Below are 21,812 nucleotides of genomic sequence, written 5' to 3'. Positions count from 1 at the left end.
ACGGGGGGACACACCGCTGTTTCCGTCCCGGCACGTTCTTGTTGGTGCGGCAGGGCATCTTTGCCCTATGTTCTGTGAACGATGAATAGTGATTGACGCATTCATTCCGCTTCATGTATAATATATTGATAATATAGATATGTTGGAATTATGGAAGCACTGATAAATTCAGCGATTCCTTATTTATCGGGAGGAGCAGGAGTATCGTGGAGAGATATTGCCCGCAGGAGATCGAAGCGAAATGGCAGAAGTTCTGGGAGACAGAGCACAGCTGCCATACGGAGATGGAGGACACGAAACCGAAGTATTATGTGCTTGAGATGTTTCCCTATCCGTCCGGAAAACTCCATATGGGGCATGTCCGCAATTACTCGATCGGCGATGTGGTCGCGCGTTTTCGGACGATGGAGGGCTACAATGTCCTGCACCCGATGGGGTTTGATTCCTTTGGTATGCCCGCAGAGAATGCGGCGATCAAGAACAAGGTGCATCCCGCGCAGTGGACGTACTCGAACATCGAGAATATGGAGCGGCAGCAGAAGGCGCTCGGGCTTGCGTACGACTGGTCGCGTGAGGTCATCACCTGCCGTGAGGACTACTACCGCTGGACACAGTGGCTGTTCGAGTTGTTCTACAAAAAGGGGCTTGCGTATAAAAAGGCGGCGTCCGTCAACTGGTGCGACACCTGTGGAACGGTGCTTGCGAACGAGCAGGTCGAGGACGGCAAGTGTTGGCGCTGCAAATCCGAGGTGCACAAAAAGAACCTCGCGCAATGGTTCTTCAAGATCACGGACTACGCCGACGAACTCCTTGCCGATCTTGCAAAACTGCCGGGGTGGCCCGAGCGCGTCAAGACGATGCAGGAGAATTGGATCGGGCGGAGCGAGGGTCTGGAGTTCCGACTGCCCGCGCCCGCACTCCGGACAGAGATCCCCGTCTACACGACGCGTCCGGACACCGTGTTCGGCATTACCTTCCTCGCACTCGCGCCCGAGCATCCCCTTGTGGAGAAGATCTGTGCGATCAGCGACAAGGCGGACGAGATTCGTGCGTTCTGCACGCGTGTGAAGAAGCAGTCCGACATCGAGCGTGCATCGAGCGAGTCGGAGAAGGAAGGCATTTTTACCGGGCTTTACTGCACGAATCCATTCAACGGCGAGCAGGTCGAAATCTGGATTACGAACTACGTCCTCTTCGAGTACGGCACGGGCGCAGTCATGGCGGTTCCGTCCGAGGATCAGCGCGATTGGATGTTTGCGACGAAGTACGGCATCCGCAAGATCCTCACGATCCGCCCGCCCGAGGGTGAGCTGCGGCTTGCGGATATGACGGAAGCATACGTTGAGAAAGAAGGCTTCCTGATCAACTCCGGCAAGTTCACGGGAATGGAGATGCACGCGGCGATGGGCGCGATCATCGACGAGGCGGAGGCGCAGGGCTTCGGTAAACGCTGTGTCAACTACCGTCTGCGTGACTGGCTCATCTCGCGCCAGCGGTACTGGGGTGCGCCGATTCCAATTATCAACTGTGAAAAATGCGGTGAGGTACTTGTCCCTGAGGAAGAACTTCCCGTGCGTCTGCCCGAGGATGTGTCGTTCGAGCAGGGGACGGTATCGCCGCTGTCCTCAAGCGAGCACTTCCTCCACTGCACCTGTCCGAAATGCGGCGGTCCGGCGACGCGTGAGACGGATACGATGGACACGTTCATCTGCTCTTCGTGGTACTACTACCGTTACGCCGATCCGCACAACACGGAGCGTCCCTTTGATCGGGACAAGGCGAACTATTGGGCGCCCGTCGATCAGTACATCGGCGGTATTGAGCACGCGATCCTGCATCTCCTCTATGCGCGTTTCTTTACGAAGGTGCTGCGCGATGCGGGGATGCTGGACTTTGACGAGCCGTTTACGAACCTCCTCACGCAGGGCATGGTCATCAAGGACGGCGCAAAGATGTCGAAGTCGCTCGGCAACGTTGTTTCGCCCGAGGAGATCATTGAAAAATACGGCGCGGATACGGCGCGTCTTTTCATCCTCTTTGCCGCGCCCGTGGAGCGTGACCTCGACTGGAGCGATCAGGGGGTTGAGGGCGCATTCCGCTTCCTGAATCGTGTCTGGCGCATTCTGCTCCAATTCGAGGATACGATCAAGTCGGCGCCTGTGGTCTGTGACCCGTCGGCACTTACGCCCGAGGAGACCGAACTGCGCCGCATCCTGCATCTGACCGTGAAAAAAGTCACGGAGGATGTGCGCGACCGCTTTATGTTCAACACGGCGATTTCCGCCATCATGGAGTTGGTCAATGCGTTTTACGCATTTCAGGATAAGGAGCTCAGTGCTGCACTTGCGCGTGAGACGGCGAGCGCACTTCTGCGTCTGCTTGCGCCGTTCGCGCCGCACATCACGGAGGAACTCTGGGCACGGGTCTTTACGGGCAGCGTTCACGCGCAGAAATGGCCTGCATACGATCCGTCGGCTCTCGTACAGAACGAGATCGAGGTGGTCTTGCAGATCAACGGGAAGGTGCGCGACCGCGTGAGGATTGCCGCAGATTTGGACAGGGAGGCGATGGAGCGGATTGTAACTGAACTGCCGCGCGCGAAGGAACTCACAGAGGGAAAGCAGATTGTAAAGGTTGTCTGCGTCCCCGGCAAGCTGGTCAATATTGTCATCAAAGGATAACAGGGATACGCGGGTCAAGGAAGAAAAGGGAGAGGACACATTATGCTAAAAGCGTTTGCTGTGCGCAGTTTGCTGCCGGAAATGCTCATCGGTCGCACGGTCTACGATGGCGACACGGAGGATGTGCTTGTTGAGGGGGGGACGGTTCTGGATCGTGAGACGATCAAGCTCCTCAAGAAGAAGGGGATTGCGTCTGTCTACGTCGACGAGGACAGCATTATCGCAGCCGTACAGCGGGAGAAGACGGCAAAGGCGGATGCGGTGCCGAAGTCCTTTGTCGGCAAAGTTGCCCCTGCTCCTGAGCGCACAGTGAAACTCGACAGCAAATACGAAGAGAACTATCACTACGTTTACACCGAGATGGAAAAGCTCTTTCAGCAGGCTGCAATTACCGGTAAGCTCAACATGGACATCCTGCAGCCGGTCATGGCGAGCGGACGGCTGCGCGAACTCTACAAGGAGGGGGCGACGGCGGTTTCCATGATCTACACGATGAACCAGGAGGGGGACTACAACCTTCATCACTGCGTCCATCTCGCCATCCTCAGCGGTCTTATGGCAAAGTGGATGGGGCTAAGCGGCATCGACCGCCAGAACCTCGTGCTTGCGGGACTTTTCCTTGACATCGGCAAGCAGTTTATCGATAAAGAACTGCTTGAGAAAAAAGGACGCCTCACAGAAGAGGAGTTCGACATCCTCAAGAACCATGTCGTTGACAGTTTTAAGGTACTGGAGTGCAGCGATCTCTCCGGGCGTACAGATCTCATGAACGGCATTATCCAGCATCACGAACGCTGCGACGGATCGGGGTATCCCTCCGGACTTGACGGGGATCAGATTTCGACCTACGGCAAGGTGCTCGCTGTACTCGACAGCTACGATGCAATGGCATCCAGCCGTACCTATGCGGAGAAGCGTTCGCCGTTCGAGGTGTTCAAGATCCTCTATGCCGATGTGTTGGACGGAAAACTCGATTCCGAGTACGCTGTGCTTTTTATGCGTAAGCTCAACGCCGCACTCAACGGCTGCTGGCTGCGCCTCTCGGACGGTTCGGCGGGGCGCATCGTCTACATCGACCAGTCACGCGTTACGGCGATGCCTGTCGTTCAGCTTGTAGACGGCGGATTCATTGACCTCAATACAGTGAAGGAAATCACCGTCGTGGAGATCATGACGGCGGCAGAGGTCAGCAAACTTTAATCAGAACGAAAAAAGCACCCTGCGGGGTGCTTTTTTGTGTGCGGCTATTTCCATCACACGTTGAATGCGTTATAATGACAGAATGACTTTTCAGCAGTGACAGGGAGGGCGCAGGATGGCGATGGTTCCGAAACTCAATACGACGATCTTCGAAAAGGAGATCCCGTTCAAGGTCGTTGCGCCGTTCGAGCCGATGGGCGATCAGCCGCAGGCGATTGCGGACCTTGCGGGCGGCATCGAGAACGGGATGGCGGCGCAGGTACTGCTCGGTGCGACAGGAACGGGCAAGACCTATACGATGGCAAAGGTCATCGAGCGCGTGCAGCGCCCGACGCTCGTCATTGCGCACAACAAGACCCTTGCGGCGCAGCTCGCAAGCGAGTTCAAGTCGTTCTTTCCCGACAACTATGTCGGCTACTTCGTCAGCTACTACGATTACTATCAGCCGGAGGCGTATATCGCGCAGACGGACACCTACATCGAGAAGGACGCATCCATCAACGACGAGATTGACGAGCTGCGCCACTCCGCGACCTGTTCGTTGTTCGAGCGGCGCGATGTCATCATCGTTGCGAGCGTGTCGTGCATCTACGGTCTCGGCTCGCCCGAGAGCTATCACGAGATGGTACTCTCCGTACACAAGGGACAGACGATCCCGCGCGAGGCGATTCTGCAAAAACTCGTTTCCATCCGTTACGAGCGTAACGACATCGCATTCGAGCGCGGTCGCTTCCGCGTGCGCGGCGATGTGGTCGAGATTTTTCCCGCAGGTTACAACAACCGCGGCGTGCGCATCGAGATGTTCGGCGACGAGGTCGAACGCATCATCGAGTTTGATGTGACCTCGGGCGAGGTATATGGTGAGCGTTTACATTCCATGGTCTTTCCCGCGTCCCACTATGTCACGGACGATGAGGATATGAAAATCGCCATGGCGGACATCCGCACGGAGCTTGTGGAGCGTCTGGATGAGCTGAAGGGTGCGGGCAAACTTCTCGAAGCGCAGCGCCTTGAGCAGCGCACGAACTACGATCTTGAGATGATGGCGGAGATGGGTTACTGCTCCGGCATCGAGAACTACTCGCGTCACCTGACGCACCGGAACGCAGGGGACACGCCGTATACCCTCCTCGACTACTTCCCCGAGGATTTCCTCATCATGATTGACGAGTCCCATGTGACCCTGCCGCAGATTCACGCTATGTACGGCGGCGACCGCAGCCGAAAGGTCTCGCTCGTTGACAACGGCTTCCGCCTACCGTCCGCGTTCGATAACCGACCGCTCACGTTTGAGGAGTTTGCCGCGCGTGTCAACCAGATCGTATACGTGTCTGCGACACCGGGCAAATACGAGATGCAGCAGGCGCAGCAGGTCGCACAGCAGATCATCCGTCCGACGGGACTGCTCGATCCTGTGGTCGAGGTGCGCCCGCTCGACGGACAGATTGACGATTTGCTTTCAGAGATCCGTCTGCGCATTGAACGCAATGAACGCGTTCTCGTTACGACCCTCACGAAGCGCATGGCGGAGAATCTCACCGAATACCTCCGCGAGGCGGGGGTCAAGGTGCGCTACCTCCACTCGGACATCGCGACCATCGAGCGCGCGGAGATCATTCATGACCTGCGCGCGGGCGCGTTCGATGTACTCGTCGGCATCAACCTCCTGCGCGAGGGACTGGACATGCCCGAGGTGTCGCTCATCGCCATTCTCGATGCGGACAAAGAGGGCTTTCTGCGCTCGGATACTGCGCTCATCCAGACCATCGGACGCGCCGCACGCAATGCGGGCGGGCACGTCATCATGTACGGCGATGTCATCACGGGCTCGATGCAGCGTGCCATGGACGAGACGGAACGCCGCCGCACGATCCAGAGCGAGTATAACACGGCGCACGGCATCACGCCCAAGACCATCGAAAAGCCCATCGTCCCGCTCATCGAGATGACACTCGTCGCCGCCGAGGACAGAGCACTGTATGGCAAAAAGGACGGCAAGGCGAAGAAGAAGCTCGGCAAGAAGGAGCGCGAGAACCTCGTCAAGAGCCTCCTGCGCGAAATGCAGCAGGCATCGCGTGCGCTTGAATTCGAGCGTGCCGCAGAACTCCGCGACATGATTGTGGAACTGGAAGGCGAACTGCCGAAGAAGAAAAAATAAGCGTGAGGGAAAGCACTATGATCTGACAAAACAACTTACGCGGTACTCTTTGGGGGAGAAGTGTTCTAAGGAATCGCTGATAAAATGAAGTCTGCCAGATTGGCGTAGATTTTTTCGTCCGAACAAGGAGACAAACCGGACGCATAGCAAAAGCTATGTGGAGGATTTGTCGACACAGTGCGGGCAAAAAAGATGCGTCAAGATGGCGGCGCTGAATTTATCAGTGCTTCCTTAACAAGATCCGTTTCCGGGCTTTCCCAAATACTGTCCGAGGAGCTTCACCGAACAGTAATTCCCGCACATGGAGCACGCCTCCGCACCCTCCTCGTTGCGCGCTCCGCGTTTTCTGCGGGCAAGGTCGGGGTCGATTGCAAGCGTCATCTGCTTCTCCCAATCCAGAGCCTTGCGTGCCTTCGCCATTGCGAGATCCCACTCCCACGCGCCCGGTACGCCGCGCACGAGATCAGCTGAATGTGCCGCTATCCGTGCCGTGATAACGCCCGTATGCACGTCCTCGATGGTCGGCAGTCCCAGATGTTCCGCAGGCGTCACATAGCAGATAAAATCTGCCCCATTTACGGCGGCAAGTGTCCCGCCGATCGCCGAGGTAATGTGATCGTATCCCGGTGCGATGTCCGTCACGAGAGGGCCGAGAACATAGAATGGCGCGTTGTGGCAGAGTTCCTTTTCGAGCTTCATGTTTGATGCGATCTGATCGAACGGCACGTGACCCGGACCCTCTACCATCACCTGAACGCCGCGCGCCCATGCGCGATCCACAAGCGCTCCGAGTGTGAGCAGTTCCGTGATTTGGCAGCGATCTGTTGCATCTGCGAGACAGCCGGGGCGCATTCCGTCGCCAAGGCTGATCGTCACATCGTATTTCTCGCAGATGTCGAGGATGTCGTCGTAACGCTCATACAACGGGTTTTCCTTATCGTGGTGGAGCATCCAGCCCGCAATGAACGACCCGCCGCGGCTCACAATATCCATGACGCGTCCCTCGTGCTTCATATGCTCGATGGCAGAGCGCGTTACGCCGCAGTGCAGTGTTAGGAAGTCTGCTCCATCCCGCGCCTGCTGCTCGATTACATGAAAGAGATCCGTATCCGTCATTTCAATCACTGCGCCGTGGTTTCGGATCGCAACCACGGTCGCTTCGTAGAGTGGAACTGTCCCAACCATGACAGGGGAGTGGGCGATGATCCGCTGGCGTGATACGTCGATATGATCCCCCGTCGAGAGATCCATCACAGCGTCAGCACCGCAGCGGACGGCTTCGTCCAGTTTCGCAAGTTCCGGCTCAACTGCGGGGAATACGTTCGATGTACCGATGTTCGCGTTCACTTTGACGCGCAGCCCTGCGCCAACCCCGCGCGGACGGAGCCCCTTGTGTTCCGTGTTCGCGGGAATCACAATCCGTCCTGCTGCCACGCTCTCGCGTACGAACTCCGGCGTCACCCGTTCCTCCTCTGCGACAATACGCATCTCCTCCGTAATTTCCCCCGCGCGTGCACGCTGCATCTGCGTTGCCATAAAACTGCCTCCTAAAATACAAAAACCGTCCGGCATAGACCGAACGGCAACAACAAACAAAGCCACTTCCCTACGCAGGCATTACCCAACAGGTTCCAAGGGTCGATCCGAAGATCTCTCAGCAATAACGCTCCCCTAGTGGAAATATGTAATTTTCTGTTATTATATCATCGCTGCGCATGAAAAACAAGATTGAAAAACTTCAGTCACTTGATCCAAATAAATGGAGGGAAATATGAACGAAAGTATCAAAATCGAGGGCGCACGCGCCCATAATCTAAAGAATATCAACGTGGAGATCCCGCGCGACAAGCTCGTTGTCGTGACGGGGCTCTCGGGCTCGGGGAAATCCTCGCTCGCGTTTGACACGATCTACGCCGAGGGGCAGCGCCGCTATGTGGAGTCGCTGTCTGCGTATGCGCGGCAGTTCCTCGGACAGATGGACAAGCCTGACGTGGACAATATCGAGGGGCTGTCGCCTGCGATCTCGATTGACCAAAAGACGACGAGCCACAACCCGCGCTCGACGGTGGGCACGGTGACGGAGGTCTATGACTATCTGCGTCTGCTCTACGCGCGTGCGGGGCGGCCGCACTGCCCGAGCTGCGGCAAGCCCATTGCGCAGCAGAGCGTCGATCAGATGGTGGATGCCATCATGACGCAGCCCGAGGGGACGAAGCTGCTCATCATGGCGCAGCTCGTGCGCGGGAAAAAGGGCGAGCACCGCAAGATCCTCGACCAGATCCGCCGCGACGGCTATGTGCGCGTGCGCATCGATGGCGAACTGCGCGACCTCGGCGAGGAAATCACCCTTGAAAAGCAGAAAAAGCATACGATCGAGATTGTGGTGGATCGCCTTGTTGTGCGTGCGGGCATGGAGAGCCGTCTGACAGACTCTCTGGAAACGGCTCTGCGTGCGGGCGGCGGTGTGGTCTACGTGCAGGTGGTGGACGGGGAGCTCCTCATGTTCAGCGAGAATTTCGCCTGTGTGGACTGCGGCATCTCTCTCCCCGAGATTGCGCCGCGTATGTTTTCGTTTAACAGCCCGTTCGGCGCGTGTCCCGTCTGTACGGGACTCGGCAGTCACAAGGAGTTCGATGAGGAACTTGTCGTACCCGACCCGACACTCAGCGTAGCGGACGGTGTTTTTGCCCCCCTGTCCAAAAATCCGAACTCGTACGGGATGCGTGCGATTACGGCACTGCTGCGCGCGCATGACTATGACGAGCACACGCAGTGGAACCGCATGGACAAGAAGATGCAAAAGCTGCTGCTCTACGGTTCGGATGAGGAGATCTCCTTTCAGTACACGAATATGTTCGGCGAGGAGAAGGAATACAACGTTCCGTACGAGGGCGTTCTGCCCACGCTTGCACGCCGCTACCGCGAGACGGACTCGGAGGAGATGCGCGAGAGCTACGAGGACTATATGACGGAGACCCCGTGTACGGCATGCCACGGCGCACGGTTGAAGCCCGAGACGCTTGCCGTCACGATTGGCGGCAAGAGCATCGCCGACCTCACGGCACTGACGATCCGCGAGGCGGATGCCTTTCTCGCAGAGGCGGAGAAGGATTTTTCCCCGCGCGAGGCGAAGATAGCTGTGGAGATCCTAAAGGAAATCCATGCGCGTCTGAACTTCCTGCTCGATGTGGGGCTGGACTATCTGACGCTCTCGCGTGCGGCAGGGACGCTCTCGGGCGGTGAGGCGCAGCGCATCCGCCTCGCAACGCAGATCGGCTCGGGGCTGATGGGGGTGCTCTACATCCTCGACGAGCCGAGCATCGGACTGCATCAGCGTGACAACAACCGTCTGCTTGCGACGCTGCGCCATCTGCGCGACCTCGGCAATACGCTGATTGTTGTGGAGCACGACGAGGATACGATGCACGCCGCCGACCACATCATCGACATCGGCCCCGGTGCGGGCGAGCATGGCGGCGAGGTGGTCGCGGAGGGAACGGCGGAGGAGATCATGGCGAACCCCGCCTCCATCACGGGGCAGTACCTCGCGCGGAAAAAGTTCATCCCCGTGCCCGAAACGCGGCGGCGGGGGAATGGTAATTTCCTTGAGATTGTGGGCGCGGCGGAGAACAATCTGAAGAATATCAATGTGAAGTTCCCGCTTGGAACGCTGACGCTCGTTACGGGAGTATCCGGCTCCGGCAAATCCACGCTTGTCAACGAGATCCTTTATCGCGGGGTCGCCTCGCGTCTCTACCGTGCGAAGGGAAAGCCCGGCAAGCACAGGAAGATCAAGGGGCTTGAGCACATCGACAAGGTCATCAACATCGACCAACAGCCCATCGGGCGCACGCCACGCTCGAATCCTGCAACGTATACGGGTGTGTTTGATGCGATCCGCGATCTCTTTAGTCAGGTGTCCGAGTCGCGGATGCGCGGGTACAAGGCGGGGCGGTTCAGCTTCAACGTGAAGGGCGGACGCTGTGAGGCGTGCCGTGGCGATGGCATTCTCAAGATCGAGATGCAGTTTCTCCCCGATGTCTATGTTCCGTGCGAGGTCTGCAAGGGCGCACGCTACAACCGCGAGACACTTGAGGTGCACTATAAGGGCAAGACCATCGCTGAGGTGCTCGACATGACGATCGACGAGGCGGTGGACTTCTTTCAGAACGTGCCGCGCATCGCACGCAAGCTTGAGATCATCCGCGACGTGGGGCTCGGCTACATCCGTCTCGGACAGCCCGCGACGACGCTTTCGGGCGGCGAGGCACAGCGCGTGAAGCTCGCGACGGAGCTGTCGAAGCGCAGCACGGGCAAGACGCTCTACATCCTCGACGAGCCGACGACGGGACTGCACGCGGCGGACATCCACAAGCTGCTCGTCATTCTCCAGCGGCTCGTGGACGGCGGCGATACGGTCGTCGTCATTGAGCACAATCTCGATGTGATCAAGGCTGCGGACTATGTGATCGACCTCGGTCCCGAGGGCGGCGTGCGTGGGGGAATCATCGTCGCGAAGGGGACGCCGGAGCAGATCGTAGAGGTTGCAGCGTCCTATACGGGGCAGTTCCTGAAGCCGCTGCTTGTGGAGAAACATTGATGGCTCGAATGCAATGCAAAGCCCCAAAGCGAACCCTAGTGGAGCAAGTGAGTAAAGCGGGCGACTCGCCCCCGGCGTACTTCTTTCGTTCAAGCGAAGCGCGTTTAAGAAGTGCGCCGGTATTTAGGCGAATGAGCACGCGATCACTTGCGTAACTAAGTGTTCGCGAGGGGCTTGCATGAAAGAAACACAACTGATTTTACGAACTGAAATAAAGAAGGTAATGCAATGCTGATTTTAGGCCAGATGATCGTATTCTTTTTGATGATCTTTGCGGGAGCACTCGCACGCCGCTACAAGATCATCATTCCGAACAATCAGGAGCAGTTTTCCTCGCTGATTGTCAACATCGCGTGTCCCTGCCTCATCATCTCCTCGGCGATGCACGCGGAGGAGCACATGAACATGGCGCAGGTCATTGAGACCTATATGGACTATGCCATTCTCCTCGTGATGATGTGTGCTGTCGGTTTCCTGCTCCCGATTCTCCTGCGCTATCGCGGGCGGCTGCGCGGAGCGGTCAATCTCTCGTTTTGGTTCAACAACTCTCTTTTTATGGGGCTACCGCTCGTGCAGGGCGTGTATGGCGATCAGGCGGTCGTCTATATGACGCTGTTCTTCATTCCCGTCAATCTGCTCTTTTTCATCTACGGTGTTTCCTCGATTAGTATTCATAAGCGGCGTGGGCGCGAGATGTTCCGTCTGCTGCTGAACCCGGGCATCATCGCTTCGCTGATCGCGTGCGTGATCTACTTTGGCGAGATTCCGACGCATCCGCTGCTCATGCAGGCATTCTCCATGCTTGGTGCGATGACTGCGCCGCTTGCGATGATGATGATTGGCGCGTCGCTCAAGGACATCCATATGCGCCATATGCTGACCGATCGCAAACTGCTCGTCTATACTTTCCTCAAGGCGGTTGTCCTGCCAATTCCCATTCTCTTTGCGATGAAATTCTTCGTTACGAATCCCTATGTCCTCGGGTGCAGTCTCGTCATTGTCGCTGCGCCGACGGGCGGTATGGTGGCGATGGTGGCGCTGCTCTACAACAAGGTCGCCTATCCTCTGATGACGGAGATCATCGCACTCTCCACCGTCATCTCGGTGGCGACGATTCCGCTCGTGTCGATGATTACGGGTCTTTGATGAAATGGGGCGGTACATTTGCCGGGCTTCTTGGTGATTTTCCTGCTCATCGTTCTCGCACTGCTCGCACTCAGCGTCTATTTCCTGCGCTATTTGGCAGAGGGGCGGAGGCTTCGTGCGGCGCGAATCGCCCTTGTGTTCTTTGAGCTCGGCAGTGTCGGCGGGCTGTTCTTCCTGTTCAGTACGCATCGGACGGACGGCTGGGCGGGGCTCGTGACGCTGCCGATCATTCTGCTGCTGGTCGCGCAGATGATTGTACTTGCTCTTGTGGCGGTTGTCGTTTCGGTGCGGTTTTTCCTGCGAACGTTGGAAAATGCGCCCTACGATGAGGGGCGTCGGCGCGTGCTGAAAAATGCGGCGCTCTATCCTGCGGCAGGCGTTCTTCTCAGCAGCTATGGAGCGTTTATCGAGCGAAAACATACGGTGCGCCGTGACTATACCATCCCTGTGCCGAACCTGCCGCCCGAGGCGGACGGCATGGTGATCGCGCAGATCAGCGACGTGCATCTGGGGATGTTCTTCTCTGTGGAGGTCTTCGACGCTCTCCTCACGGAGGCTGCGGCGGGCGGCGCAGATCTGCTCGCCGTGACGGGCGATGTGTTCGATGATGAACGGCTGAACGAGCGTGCTGCCAAGGTGCTTGCTGCGCACGCGGGAGATTTTCGCGATGGGATCTGGTACTGTATCGGCAACCATGAATACTATCACGATGGCCGCCCGATTGTTGACCGCATGGCAGGAGAGGGGGCGGTGCACGTCGTACTGAACTCTGCGGCGCGTGTCGCAGGGCGTGGCGCACTCTACATCGCGGGTGTGGACTATCCATTTGCACGCGGCGACGGATTTTACACGCAAAAAGAGGCGTATTTTACAGCGGCGATGGCGGATGTTTCGCGTGACGCTGTTACCGTTCTGCTCGCGCATCATCCCGAGTTTATTGATGATGCGGCGGCGCACGGCGGCGTTCCGCTGACGCTCACGGGACACACGCACGGCAGTCAGTTCGGCATCCTTGGTCTGCCGCTCTTTCCCGTGTTCAAGTACACACGTGGCATGGTGCGCATCGGGGACAGTTACGGCTACGTGCATACGGGAAACGGCAGCTGGTTTCCGCTGCGGATCGGCTGTCCGCCCGAGATTGCATATTTTAGATTGGAGAGAACAGTACAATGAGTTGGATGGACGACTACACCGCCCTTCGCGAGGACATTCATCAGGGGTATATCTACGAGGCGATCGAGGCGATCCTCTATCTGCGTGCACACGAGGAGATTCCTGCGGATGAGCAGTGGCGTTTCTCCGAGATGATGGGCGCGTGCTGCGGTGCACTCGCCGATACGGAGGGCGCGATTGCGGCGTATTTCGAGGCGGCGACGGAGGATAAATTTCTCCGCAGTCAACGGCAGCATTTTTCCAACTATCTCTACCTCTGTCACGCCGTCCCGAACCTCACGCCAAAGGAACTCAAGGCGCAGTTCGATATGTATGCGACGCTCTACCGCCATGAGGAGCCGCTGCCGCCGCGTGCAGATGTACGCCATGAGCGGCTTCGGATCGGCTTTCTCGCGCCGCATTTTCTCAGCTCGTCCTCTGCGCTCTTCTACGAGGAGCTTCTGCGTGGGCTGACGGAGCAGTACGATGTCTATGTGTACTCCCTCAGTGACCGTGTGGATGCCTTTACCGAGCGCTTGCGCGGCATGGTGAACTACCATGTGATTGCAAATCTCTCCATCGCGGAGCAGGCGGAGTGGATCCGTGCGGACGAGATCGACGTGCTCGTTGACATCGGCGGACACACGGATGGCGGCATGACCCTCATGGTGCTTGCGCACCGTCCTGCGCCCGTGCAGATTTCGGGTATCGGTTGGTTCGCGACGACGGGCGTACCCTTTGTCGATGGCTTTTTGACAGATGAGGTACTCTCCCCTGTGGGATCGGAGGAGTTTTACAGCGAGGAGCTGCTGCGTCTGCCGCACGCGTTTCATTTCACACCGGATGAGGCGATGTGTGCGCGTGCGGTGGCGGAGCGTCCCGCGGATGCGCCCGTGACCTTCGGCGTGTTCCAGAACTTTATGAAGATCAACGAGGAGTGCCTCAAGGTCTGGGGGCGGATTCTGAAAAAACTGCCGCAGGCACAGCTCATTTTGCAGGATGCCGCCGTAGACAGCCCTCTGCGCGTGACGACGATCATTGAGATGATCGAGGGGCTGAAACTGCCCGCGAAGCGCATTTTTGTGCGGACAGGAAAACGGGACTACCTTGGGGACTACGGGGACATCGACATTGCGCTCGATACCTTTCCCTATACGGGCGGCGCATCGACCGCAACCGCGCTCTACATGGGCGTGCCTGTCGTCACACTGCGCGGGGAGACGCACCATGCGTCGCGGCTCGGGGCGGCGATGCTCACGGCAGCGGGGAAAGCAACGTGGATTGCGGAGGATGTACGTGGGTATGAGCAGCTTGCTGTTCGGATGGTGGAGGATATTGCTGCCGTCCGCGCGAACCGTGCAGCACTGCGTGCCGAGGTGGAGAAGTCCGCATTGATGGATGGAGCATCCTACCTTGCCGCGTTTTCGGGTGAGATGGAACGCCTGTGGGCAGAGCACGGGGATTTTGCACGGTGAGGACGGAGCTGCTTGAACTCCTCGCGCCGAGTGCGGAGCGTCTGTGCATTCTCGTTGTTGACGGCTCGGAATATCTTGCGCATCTGAGGGAGATGTACCCGAATGCGGAGATGCACGCCGTTACGCCATATGTTGAGATTGCGGAGGATGCACACGTTACCACACTTGGCGTGCACGCACACGTCCTCGATTGGCGGCGCGACCCGCTGCCGTTCGCAGAGGAGATGTTTGACCACATTATCTCGGCGTTTGCGATTGAGTGTGCCTATGAACCGTACGATACGCTTATGGCTCTGAACCGTGCGCTTAAGGAGACGGGGACGCTCTACACCTGCTATACGAATGTTCGTTATCACCGTATACTTGCGGGGTTGCGTGACGGCGAGTTCCGCGTGCGCGGCGACCGTCACCTGTATGCCAAGCCCGAGATCGTGCGGCTCCTCAATGATACGCTCTACAAGGAAATCCACTTCTTTGCAGGGGAGCGTGACGATGACCCGTCGGCGGGGGAAGCATGGGCGGAGGCGGGCTTTGCAAACTTCAGTGATGACCTCATTACACGGACATGGCTCATACAGGCATCTCGCAGTACGGCGGCAGCCGCGAACCTCAAGCGATTCTTTTCGCAGGAAAAGCGGCGCACGATGGCGCGTCTCCTGCACCGCGTCGAATACGATACTGCGGCGCAGGAAGCAGTCGCAGAGCTGCACAGACTCTGTGTGCGTGAGGGGATCTTTTATGATTATCTGTCAGATTTTATCACAGAAACGTGTGTGCATAAGGAACGCGTGCGGTCGCTGCTCACAGGAGTGCTTGCAGACATATAAAGAGTAAACTACGGTTAAATATTTAGTTGACGGAATAAAAAACCTGCCTTATAATAGAGAACATAAACATAATCTATGACAAGGCAGGTATTTTTTTATGCGCGAAAATCGTGTAAATGAACTGACGAAGAAGATCATTGCCGGCTATCGTGTCAGCCGTACGGACGACCGCTCCGTTTTTATGGATACGCCGGTCGAGGAACTCGGCGAGGGGGCATATCGTCTCCAAAAACATTTCTGCGGCAATCACATCGACCTGTGCACCATTGTCAACGGGCGCAGCGGACGCTGTGGGGAGGACTGTAAATACTGTGCACAGGCAGGGCGGCACAAGACAGGTGTCGATACCTATAACTTTATGGCGCAGGCGGATTTGATTGCGCACGCAAAGGCAAATCAGGACGCGGGTGCAAACCGTTTCTCCATCGTCACCTCGGGTGGTGCGCTCTCGGGTGCGGAGTTTGAACAGGCTCTGGATGCCTACAAGGAGATGCGCCGCACGCTCTCCATTGACCTCTGTGCCTCGCATGGGCTGCTCACGCGCAGTCAGTTCCGCCGTCTGCGTGAGGCGGGGGTGACGAGCTATCATCACAACATCGAGACATCGGAGCGTTATTTCCCCGAGATCTGCACGACGCACAGTTATGCCGACCGCATTCGCACGATTAAGGCGGCACAGGCGGAGGGGCTGTGTGTCTGCTCGGGTGGTATCATCGGCATGGGGGAGACGTGGGAGGATCGCTTTGATATGGCGTTCGCCCTGCAGGAACTCGGTATCGAGTCCATCCCGCTCAACTCACTCATGGCGATCCCGGGAACACCGCTCGAACATCTCCCGCCGATCTCGGGCGAGGACATCCTGCGTACGGTCGCAATCTTCCGCTTCATCAATCCGACCGCAAACATCCGCCTCGGCGCGGGGCGCAAACTCCTGCCCGAGAACGGGGCGACGGCGTTCCGTGCGGGTGCGTCCGCATCCATCACGGGCAATATGCTCACGACATCGGGTACGACCATCGCCGAGGATATGGAACTCATTCGAGAGATGGGCTTTACAAACCGCAGCGAGGACTGCCGCGTGTCATCGGGGGCGTGTGGCGCACACTGACATTGATTCCTTCAATATTTACATATAAAATTAGGGACGCTGCATTTTGCAGCGTCCCTAATTTTATCAGCGATTCCTATAAATACTCCTCAAACTTCTCCATATCGACAACTCGTATGCTGCGCCCCGTCGCCTCGATGATGCCCTCGCGCTGCATCGTGCTCAGCTCGCGCGAGAGGGAGGGACGGCTGACGGCGAGGTAGGCAGCAATAAACTCGCGGCTGACCGTGAGCGTTACACGCCCATCTTTGTCGATGTACGGGAACAGATAGCGGACAATTTTCTCGCGCAGCGTGCCGCTCGCGAGAATTTTCAGCTTTGTATGCATCGCATACGCCTTGCCCGCAAAGATCTTCATGAGGTTGCGCTGGACGATCAGTGCAGAGCGGCGCGGTGCTTCGCCTACATCGAGGGTGAAGAGATGGCTCGATACTTCGAGCAACTTCACCTTTGTTATTGCACGCACATACATATCATAGGGGCGTTTCAGAACCTCGTAGACCTCACCGAACATATCGCCCGGCCGATCGATCTCCGAGATGAAGATCTGTCGTCCCGAATAGGTGTCCTTGAGAATGTGTACCTCGCCCTCAAGCAGGATATAGAGCGAGTGGGGCATCTCCCCGTCGTGGAAGATGAGTGCTCCCTTCGGGTATGTGCGCAGCGTAACATCGCTTGAGGCGAGGAGTTCGGCAACCTCCTCTGCATTCATTCCCTGCGCGAGACTCGTCTGTGCGAGAATGTGTGCGGCATTTTCCTTTTCCTTTGACATCATGATACTCCTGCATATACAAAAAAACCGCCCACACGGGACGGCTGTCATATACAATGGTGCTCACTGAGGGATTCGAACCCCCGACCCCCTCCATGTGACGGAGATGCTCTACCAACTGAGCTAAGTGAGCCTAAAGGAAGCACTGATAAATTCAGCACCATCACCTTGACGCATCTTTTTTGCCTACACTTCGGCGGAAAATCCTCCACAGAGCAGCACTCTGCGTCCGGTTTTCCGCCTTGTTCAGACGAAAAATCTACGCCAATCTGACGGACTTCATTTTATCAGTGATTCCTAAGAAAAAATCCGCATCGCTGCGGATGGAAAATCAAATGGTGGGGTTAACAAGATTCGAACTTGTGACCTCCTCGATGTCAACGAGACACTCTAACCAACTGAGCTATAACCCCATTTTGTCGCTCATGTCCAAACGACAAGATGGATTATAGCAAGGATGGGGGCATATGTCAAGAAAATTTTTTTAGAGAATGAAACAGGGGCACAATTCTTATTTGCGGTGTTTTTGTCGATGAGAGTCAAAAAACGCAGAGGGGTTTCCTATCCTCTGCGTTTTTGTCCATTTCTCTGTGATTCCCTAGAAAAGGAAACGAACGCCTACATCGGCGCGCCACTTGTTATCCAGTGTTGCACCAAAATTCTTCGTGTATGTCCCATAGATATACGAGCTGTCGTTGAGTTTATGACTTCCGCCAAGTTCGAGATCCACCCAAGTGTCCTTCAGGTCGATCTCTGTGCTGCTTGTCGGCTCGCTCGGCGCAGTGAATTTACTCGTCATTGTGCCGCTGAACTCGTGCGCCAGTGCTATTTTCATAAATAGGTTGCTTCTTGGCGTGTCAGTGCCAACCCCAATGCCAATCCTGCCGACCGTGCTGTTAAATGCATCCTGTTGAACGCGTATTTTCTTTCCTGCAACATTGGTCGGCGCATCGTAGTCCGCCCCTTCCAAATGACCATAGGTCAGTTCTACACTCGGCTCGACGTAGAATCCGTTCTTTTCAGGAAGTTTTTTCCCATATTCCATGCTCAGGGAGAACCCGTGCGTTCCGTAGTCGCCATCCATGCGGTAGCCGCTGTCGGTGTAGGCACTGTATTCATTGTTCAGATGCGTGCCTTTCCCGATGATGTCGAGGTACTGCCCGTCGTCTTTCTGCATACTCCCGTAGAGTGCGATGCCGCTCAGTCGTCCCTTCCCTGAGCCGTTGCCGTAGGATGCACTGGATGTTCCGTACTCCAGTGCAATGCCGGTCGTCCAGTCCTTCACCTTTCGATCGTATCCGAGCTGTGTAATATGGTAGTTCTGCCTGAGATTGAGATGCTCGTCCTCAACCCCCGTCTTGCCGCCCAGATATTTCACCCAGATGCCGTTTTCTTCGCTTCCCAGACGCAGATCGCCCATGCGGCGGCGCAGGTCGTTATTGTTTCCCGCCCAAAAGACGGAAGAAGCCAGCATCGCGCTCTTTGCACCGCGTACCAGCGGTGTCTCCTTTTCGAAGATCGGTGACGACAGCTTTGCCTGCCCGTCGGCGGCTTGATAATCGAGCTGCATCTTTGCCGCCGGGGCGACCAGACCGCCCTCCACTGCCGCGATTCCTCTCAGGTTCCGCTCTCCGTTGACATAGCCCGTATAAGAGAGCTTGCCTGCGAGTGCCTGCAAGCTTTTCTCCACTTCCGCCTTGTATTCCTCCTCGTTCAGGCTCTTGCCGATGGTCGGATTCTGTGCGGAGAGCGTCACCTGCGAACCTGCGGCGGCATGGTTGACGACGAAATTCCCTCCGACGAGACTGCCGTCCGCCGCACGACCATAATGCACCGCCTCATGACCGCTGTAGTTATCTACGGTAATGGGGCGCGTGTCTTTTTGGTGGATGTGTCCGCGCTCCGCCTCCGACGCCCCGCCGACAAGGTTCCTCACCTTGCTTCCTGTGTAGAGATAGGTGTTTTTGTCCGCCCGGTTGGGAGCCGCCACGCGTTCCGCGCCGATCCACTGATTGTTCCAGACGGCACCGTTCTTCAGGTACATATCGACACCGGCGTGATGTTTGTTCTGTCCGTTTTCAGCGAACTCGTTGAGCACACCGCCGGTCAGCTTCGACTTTGCCGTGGTCAGACCAATGGAGACGAAAGAGCCGTGTGCGTCCGGATTGGGGTCGATGCCATAGTTTTTGTGCAGCACCCCGAGGTTGCCATAGACATCCACGTCTGCTGTCCCCGGAGTCTTCCCATCGGCACCGGTATTCATGAACACCGAGCCCTCCTCGGCAAGCATCGCATAGGTATCGGATGTGGTGAGTGCGTGCGTGACGATCTTGCCGCCGCGCACGGTGATGTATCCGTCCTTATTGGCTTGGAGCGCCACGCCTACAATGTCCATATCCACGTTGCCGTTGATTGTGCATTTTGTATCCCCGTGCTGCTCACCGTACGAGTACCCGCCGTAACCCGCATAGATGCCGCTCATATAGTAATGTGCGATGTCCGAGGTGGACGATGATTTGCCCCGCGTGGCCGGATTTTTGTTTTTCACCACCATTTTCAAGTCGCCGTTGATCGTGAGATCTGCGCCCTCCAAGAGGTACAGCCCCGTCACATTGTTGTACCACTGGCCGCCCCCATTGCCGGAGACGTTGACCGTGACATCCTCATTCCATACTTCTTTTTGGTCGTCGTGCATCGTACGGCCGTAGGCTTTGCCGTTCGTATGTTTCTCAATCGTTTTCGCCGCGCATACCGTCGCACTCGATAGGACACTTACCGCCAGCATAGAGGCAAGAACCATGTTCTTTTTGTTTCTCCTGCCGAGCATCTTCCAATACGCCATAATTATTCCTCCTTCATCATCGGGACGAAACACCGCATTTCATCCAAGCAACATAATCGTCGGCTATTATAACATCTGCTTTTTTTATTGTAAAATAAATTTTCGTTAAAAAATTATGCAAAAGAAAAATGACGACATATCGGCAATCGAGAAAGTAGAATAAATGAGGTTTTTGATTGTATTGTTGCATCACAATTCAACTTGACAGTGTATTAACAGTATGATAATCTAGGCTTATCTTTTTGAAATAAAAATATAATTCAATATTTTGCCAATCGGGTGCGCATTGCGCTCAAGGAATCACTGATAAAATGAAGTCCGTCGTATTGGTACAGATTTTTTGTCCTGCCAAGGAAACAAACCGGACGCATAGTAGGGCTATGTGGAGGATTTGTTGACGATGGCAGGGCGGAAAAGATGTGCTAAGACGGCGGTGCTGAATTTATCCGTGTTTCCTGAATAGAGAAGCAGGTGCAAGACCTGCGCTGTCCCGCAGCTGTAATGCAGAGTCGACCTCAATATGTCACTGGGAAACCGGGAAGGCGGGGAAGACGAGGAAGCAGAGCCAGAAGAACTGCCCGATTGGAACGCTGTATCGTCCCTGCGAGAGACAGGAAGGCGCGATTATCTTTGTGTGTTTCGTGTGCCTTTTTGCCGGAGAGCAAGAAGGCTTTTTTTGTTACATGGTGTGTGCATCTTTTGCTCGAAAGCATAACGAGAAAAAGGTAATGGGGATCAGGCAGAAGGAGAGGCGTATGATCTGATGTGTCGATGTCGCAGATACAAGCACATATCGGATCTTGGGATATTGTTTTTTCTTTTCGCTGTGATATTTTGCACGATCTTTATTTTACGTGAATTTACAACAACATCTTTACCGATTCATGATGTTCTGCCGGAGAGACAGACGACGGTGCGCAGTGTGCAGACCTATAACTCACGAGGACAGCAGGAGATGTTGGTCATCACGCGTGAACCGCAGCGGATTGTGGTGATGGATTGGAACAACATTGAAATCCTCTTGGCGTTGGGATTGGCAGATCGCATCGTATTAGCCTGTATGGAGCCTCCGCATACGACTGATTTACAGGAGCGGTATCCGGAGGAATTTGCCAAAATACAGGAAATTGCTCCGGAGAGAGTAAGTTTGGAAATGATTCTGGCCGCGGAACCGGATCTGATTTTCGCACGGCAATCCGCATTTTCTGAGCGGAGACTCCGATCGACAGAATGGTGGCACAAACGTGGTGTAGCTACCTATATTCCTGTGACATCAAATACCGGAGAGAAACAGACCATCGAAAAAGAACTCCGCTACATACGTGATGTTGGTATCGTGTTTGGCTGTCCGGAGAGAGCTGAGGCGATTGCAGCAGACATCTCCGCTCAGATTGGGCAGATACGGGAACAAACAGCGGGGAAAAGGCAGGATCGTGTCATCGTTCTGGAAGGCTCACCATCAAAATATGTGATCAACTATAATGCGCGTTGGCTTGTCGGTGATTTTCTGCACACACTCGGTGCTCGTATGGCGACAGATGTGCAGTTTCGCGACGCGGAGACTTTATTGGTCTTAGATCCGGATGTTATCTTTGTGGAATATTTTGATGAGCATACGGCTTCTTTTGCAGATCAGTTGATGCATCATCCGGAATACCGTTCGCTCAAAGCCGTGCGGGAAAACCGCGTCTACCCAATTCCTGTGGAGTATATGTATATGCCCGGGCTGCGCACAGCAAAGGGGCTTTGCCTGTTTGCAAAAGGTCTGTATCCGGACATTGAATGCGATATGGAAACCAAGGGGGGCGGTTCAAAGGTCATATCGAACCTAGAATAATATGTATCTCCATG

At 56.0% G+C, this 21,812-nt stretch carries 14 protein-coding genes, 2 tRNA genes and 2 riboswitches; of the genes, 11 read left to right on the top strand and 5 right to left on the bottom strand.

Annotated features, from left to right (window positions below):
• Positions 1–206: 206 nt before the first annotated feature.
• The 4 genes from leuS (at position 207) to QU667_RS11630 (ending at position 6,274) form a co-directional block, all read left to right on the top strand.
• The gene (leuS, locus tag QU667_RS08080) at positions 207–2,681 is read left to right on the top strand and encodes a leucine--tRNA ligase (RefSeq protein ID WP_304986691.1); all 2,475 of its coding nucleotides are present in this window, start codon (positions 207–209) and stop codon (positions 2,679–2,681) included.
• Positions 2,682–2,723: 42 nt separating this feature from the next.
• A complete protein-coding gene (locus tag QU667_RS08075; protein WP_304986690.1) occupies positions 2,724–3,881 on the top strand; it encodes an HD-GYP domain-containing protein in 1,158 nt (385 codons plus the stop codon).
• Between the two features lie 115 nt (positions 3,882–3,996).
• The gene (uvrB, locus tag QU667_RS08070; RefSeq protein WP_304986689.1) at positions 3,997–6,039 is read left to right on the top strand and encodes an excinuclease ABC subunit UvrB; all 2,043 of its coding nucleotides are present in this window, start codon (positions 3,997–3,999) and stop codon (positions 6,037–6,039) included.
• Positions 6,040–6,130: 91 nt separating this feature from the next.
• Positions 6,131–6,274 (top strand): secretion protein HlyD, encoded by a 144-nt coding sequence (locus tag QU667_RS11630; protein WP_304988434.1) that lies wholly within the window; start codon positions 6,131–6,133, stop codon positions 6,272–6,274.
• Here QU667_RS11630 and thiC read toward each other — a convergent pair.
• Positions 6,271–7,575, bottom strand: coding sequence for a phosphomethylpyrimidine synthase ThiC (thiC, locus tag QU667_RS08060; RefSeq protein ID WP_304986688.1), 1,305 nt, complete (start codon positions 7,573–7,575; stop codon positions 6,271–6,273). The genes QU667_RS11630 and thiC overlap by 4 nt on opposite strands.
• 50 nt (positions 7,576–7,625) lie before the next feature.
• Positions 7,626–7,722: riboswitch (TPP riboswitch) on the bottom strand.
• Between the two features lie 88 nt (positions 7,723–7,810).
• Here thiC and uvrA point away from each other — a divergent pair.
• From uvrA to bioB, 6 genes are all read left to right on the top strand, one after another.
• Positions 7,811–10,639, top strand: coding sequence for an excinuclease ABC subunit UvrA (gene uvrA / locus QU667_RS08055; RefSeq protein ID WP_304986687.1), 2,829 nt, complete (start codon positions 7,811–7,813; stop codon positions 10,637–10,639).
• A gap of 228 nt (positions 10,640–10,867) precedes the next feature.
• On the top strand, positions 10,868–11,785 hold the full coding sequence (locus QU667_RS08050; RefSeq protein WP_304986686.1) for an AEC family transporter: 918 nt from the start codon (positions 10,868–10,870) through the stop codon (positions 11,783–11,785).
• A gap of 18 nt (positions 11,786–11,803) precedes the next feature.
• A complete protein-coding gene (locus tag QU667_RS08045) occupies positions 11,804–12,958 on the top strand; it encodes a metallophosphoesterase (RefSeq protein WP_304986685.1) in 1,155 nt (384 codons plus the stop codon).
• Positions 12,955–14,412, top strand: a complete 1,458-nt coding sequence (locus QU667_RS08040) for an O-linked N-acetylglucosamine transferase, SPINDLY family protein (protein WP_304986684.1) — start codon at positions 12,955–12,957, stop codon at positions 14,410–14,412. The genes QU667_RS08045 and QU667_RS08040 overlap by 4 nt, the downstream gene beginning before the upstream one ends.
• Positions 14,409–15,239, top strand: coding sequence for a methyltransferase domain-containing protein (locus QU667_RS08035; protein ID WP_304986683.1), 831 nt, complete (start codon positions 14,409–14,411; stop codon positions 15,237–15,239). The genes QU667_RS08040 and QU667_RS08035 overlap by 4 nt, the downstream gene beginning before the upstream one ends.
• Positions 15,240–15,336: 97 nt before the next feature.
• Positions 15,337–16,347 (top strand): biotin synthase BioB, encoded by a 1,011-nt coding sequence (gene bioB / locus QU667_RS08030; RefSeq protein ID WP_304986682.1) that lies wholly within the window; start codon positions 15,337–15,339, stop codon positions 16,345–16,347.
• A 76-nt stretch (positions 16,348–16,423) separates the two neighbouring features.
• Here the strand turns inward: bioB and QU667_RS08025 are convergent, their stop codons facing one another.
• The 4 genes from QU667_RS08025 to QU667_RS08010 all read right to left on the bottom strand — a co-directional run bounded on the left by QU667_RS08025 (position 16,424) and on the right by QU667_RS08010 (position 19,961).
• The gene (locus tag QU667_RS08025) at positions 16,424–17,122 is read right to left on the bottom strand and encodes a Crp/Fnr family transcriptional regulator (RefSeq protein ID WP_304986681.1); all 699 of its coding nucleotides are present in this window, start codon (positions 17,120–17,122) and stop codon (positions 16,424–16,426) included.
• Positions 17,123–17,176: 54 nt separating this feature from the next.
• Positions 17,177–17,252 (bottom strand) — tRNA-Val (locus tag QU667_RS08020).
• Positions 17,253–17,455: 203 nt separating this feature from the next.
• Positions 17,456–17,532, bottom strand: a tRNA-Val gene (locus tag QU667_RS08015).
• Between the two features lie 185 nt (positions 17,533–17,717).
• The gene (locus tag QU667_RS08010) at positions 17,718–19,961 is read right to left on the bottom strand and encodes an autotransporter outer membrane beta-barrel domain-containing protein (RefSeq protein ID WP_304986680.1); all 2,244 of its coding nucleotides are present in this window, start codon (positions 19,959–19,961) and stop codon (positions 17,718–17,720) included.
• Between the two features lie 411 nt (positions 19,962–20,372).
• A riboswitch (cobalamin riboswitch) is annotated at positions 20,373–20,557 on the top strand.
• Positions 20,558–20,724: 167 nt separating this feature from the next.
• Here QU667_RS08010 and QU667_RS08005 point away from each other — a divergent pair.
• On the top strand, positions 20,725–21,798 hold the full coding sequence (locus QU667_RS08005; RefSeq protein ID WP_304986679.1) for an ABC transporter substrate-binding protein: 1,074 nt from the start codon (positions 20,725–20,727) through the stop codon (positions 21,796–21,798).
• Positions 21,799–21,812: the final 14 nt, after the last annotated feature.

The organism is Selenomonas dianae (assembly GCF_030644225.1).
GTDB classification, from domain to species: domain Bacteria; phylum Bacillota; class Negativicutes; order Selenomonadales; family Selenomonadaceae; genus Centipeda; species Centipeda dianae.
This window is presented reverse-complemented; position numbering and strand designations above follow the sequence as displayed.

What these genes read in the sequence shown, in the direction of transcription:
- QU667_RS08075 (WP_304986690.1), top strand. Translation starts at nt 2,724, where the DNA reads ATGCTAAAAGCGTTTGCTGTGCGCAGTTTGCTGCCGGAAATGCTCATC.
- uvrB (WP_304986689.1), top strand. Translation starts at nt 3,997, where the DNA reads ATGGCGATGGTTCCGAAACTCAATACGACGATCTTCGAAAAGGAGATC.
- thiC (WP_304986688.1), bottom strand. Translation starts at nt 7,575, where the DNA reads ATGGCAACGCAGATGCAGCGTGCACGCGCGGGGGAAATTACGGAGGAG.
- uvrA (WP_304986687.1), top strand. Translation starts at nt 7,811, where the DNA reads ATGAACGAAAGTATCAAAATCGAGGGCGCACGCGCCCATAATCTAAAG.
- QU667_RS08050 (WP_304986686.1), top strand. Translation starts at nt 10,868, where the DNA reads ATGCTGATTTTAGGCCAGATGATCGTATTCTTTTTGATGATCTTTGCG.
- QU667_RS08040 (WP_304986684.1), top strand. Translation starts at nt 12,955, where the DNA reads ATGAGTTGGATGGACGACTACACCGCCCTTCGCGAGGACATTCATCAG.
- bioB (WP_304986682.1), top strand. Translation starts at nt 15,337, where the DNA reads ATGCGCGAAAATCGTGTAAATGAACTGACGAAGAAGATCATTGCCGGC.
- QU667_RS08025 (WP_304986681.1), bottom strand. Translation starts at nt 17,122, where the DNA reads ATGATGTCAAAGGAAAAGGAAAATGCCGCACACATTCTCGCACAGACG.
- QU667_RS08010 (WP_304986680.1), bottom strand. Translation starts at nt 19,961, where the DNA reads ATGGCGTATTGGAAGATGCTCGGCAGGAGAAACAAAAAGAACATGGTT.
- QU667_RS08005 (WP_304986679.1), top strand. Translation starts at nt 20,725, where the DNA reads ATGTGTCGATGTCGCAGATACAAGCACATATCGGATCTTGGGATATTG.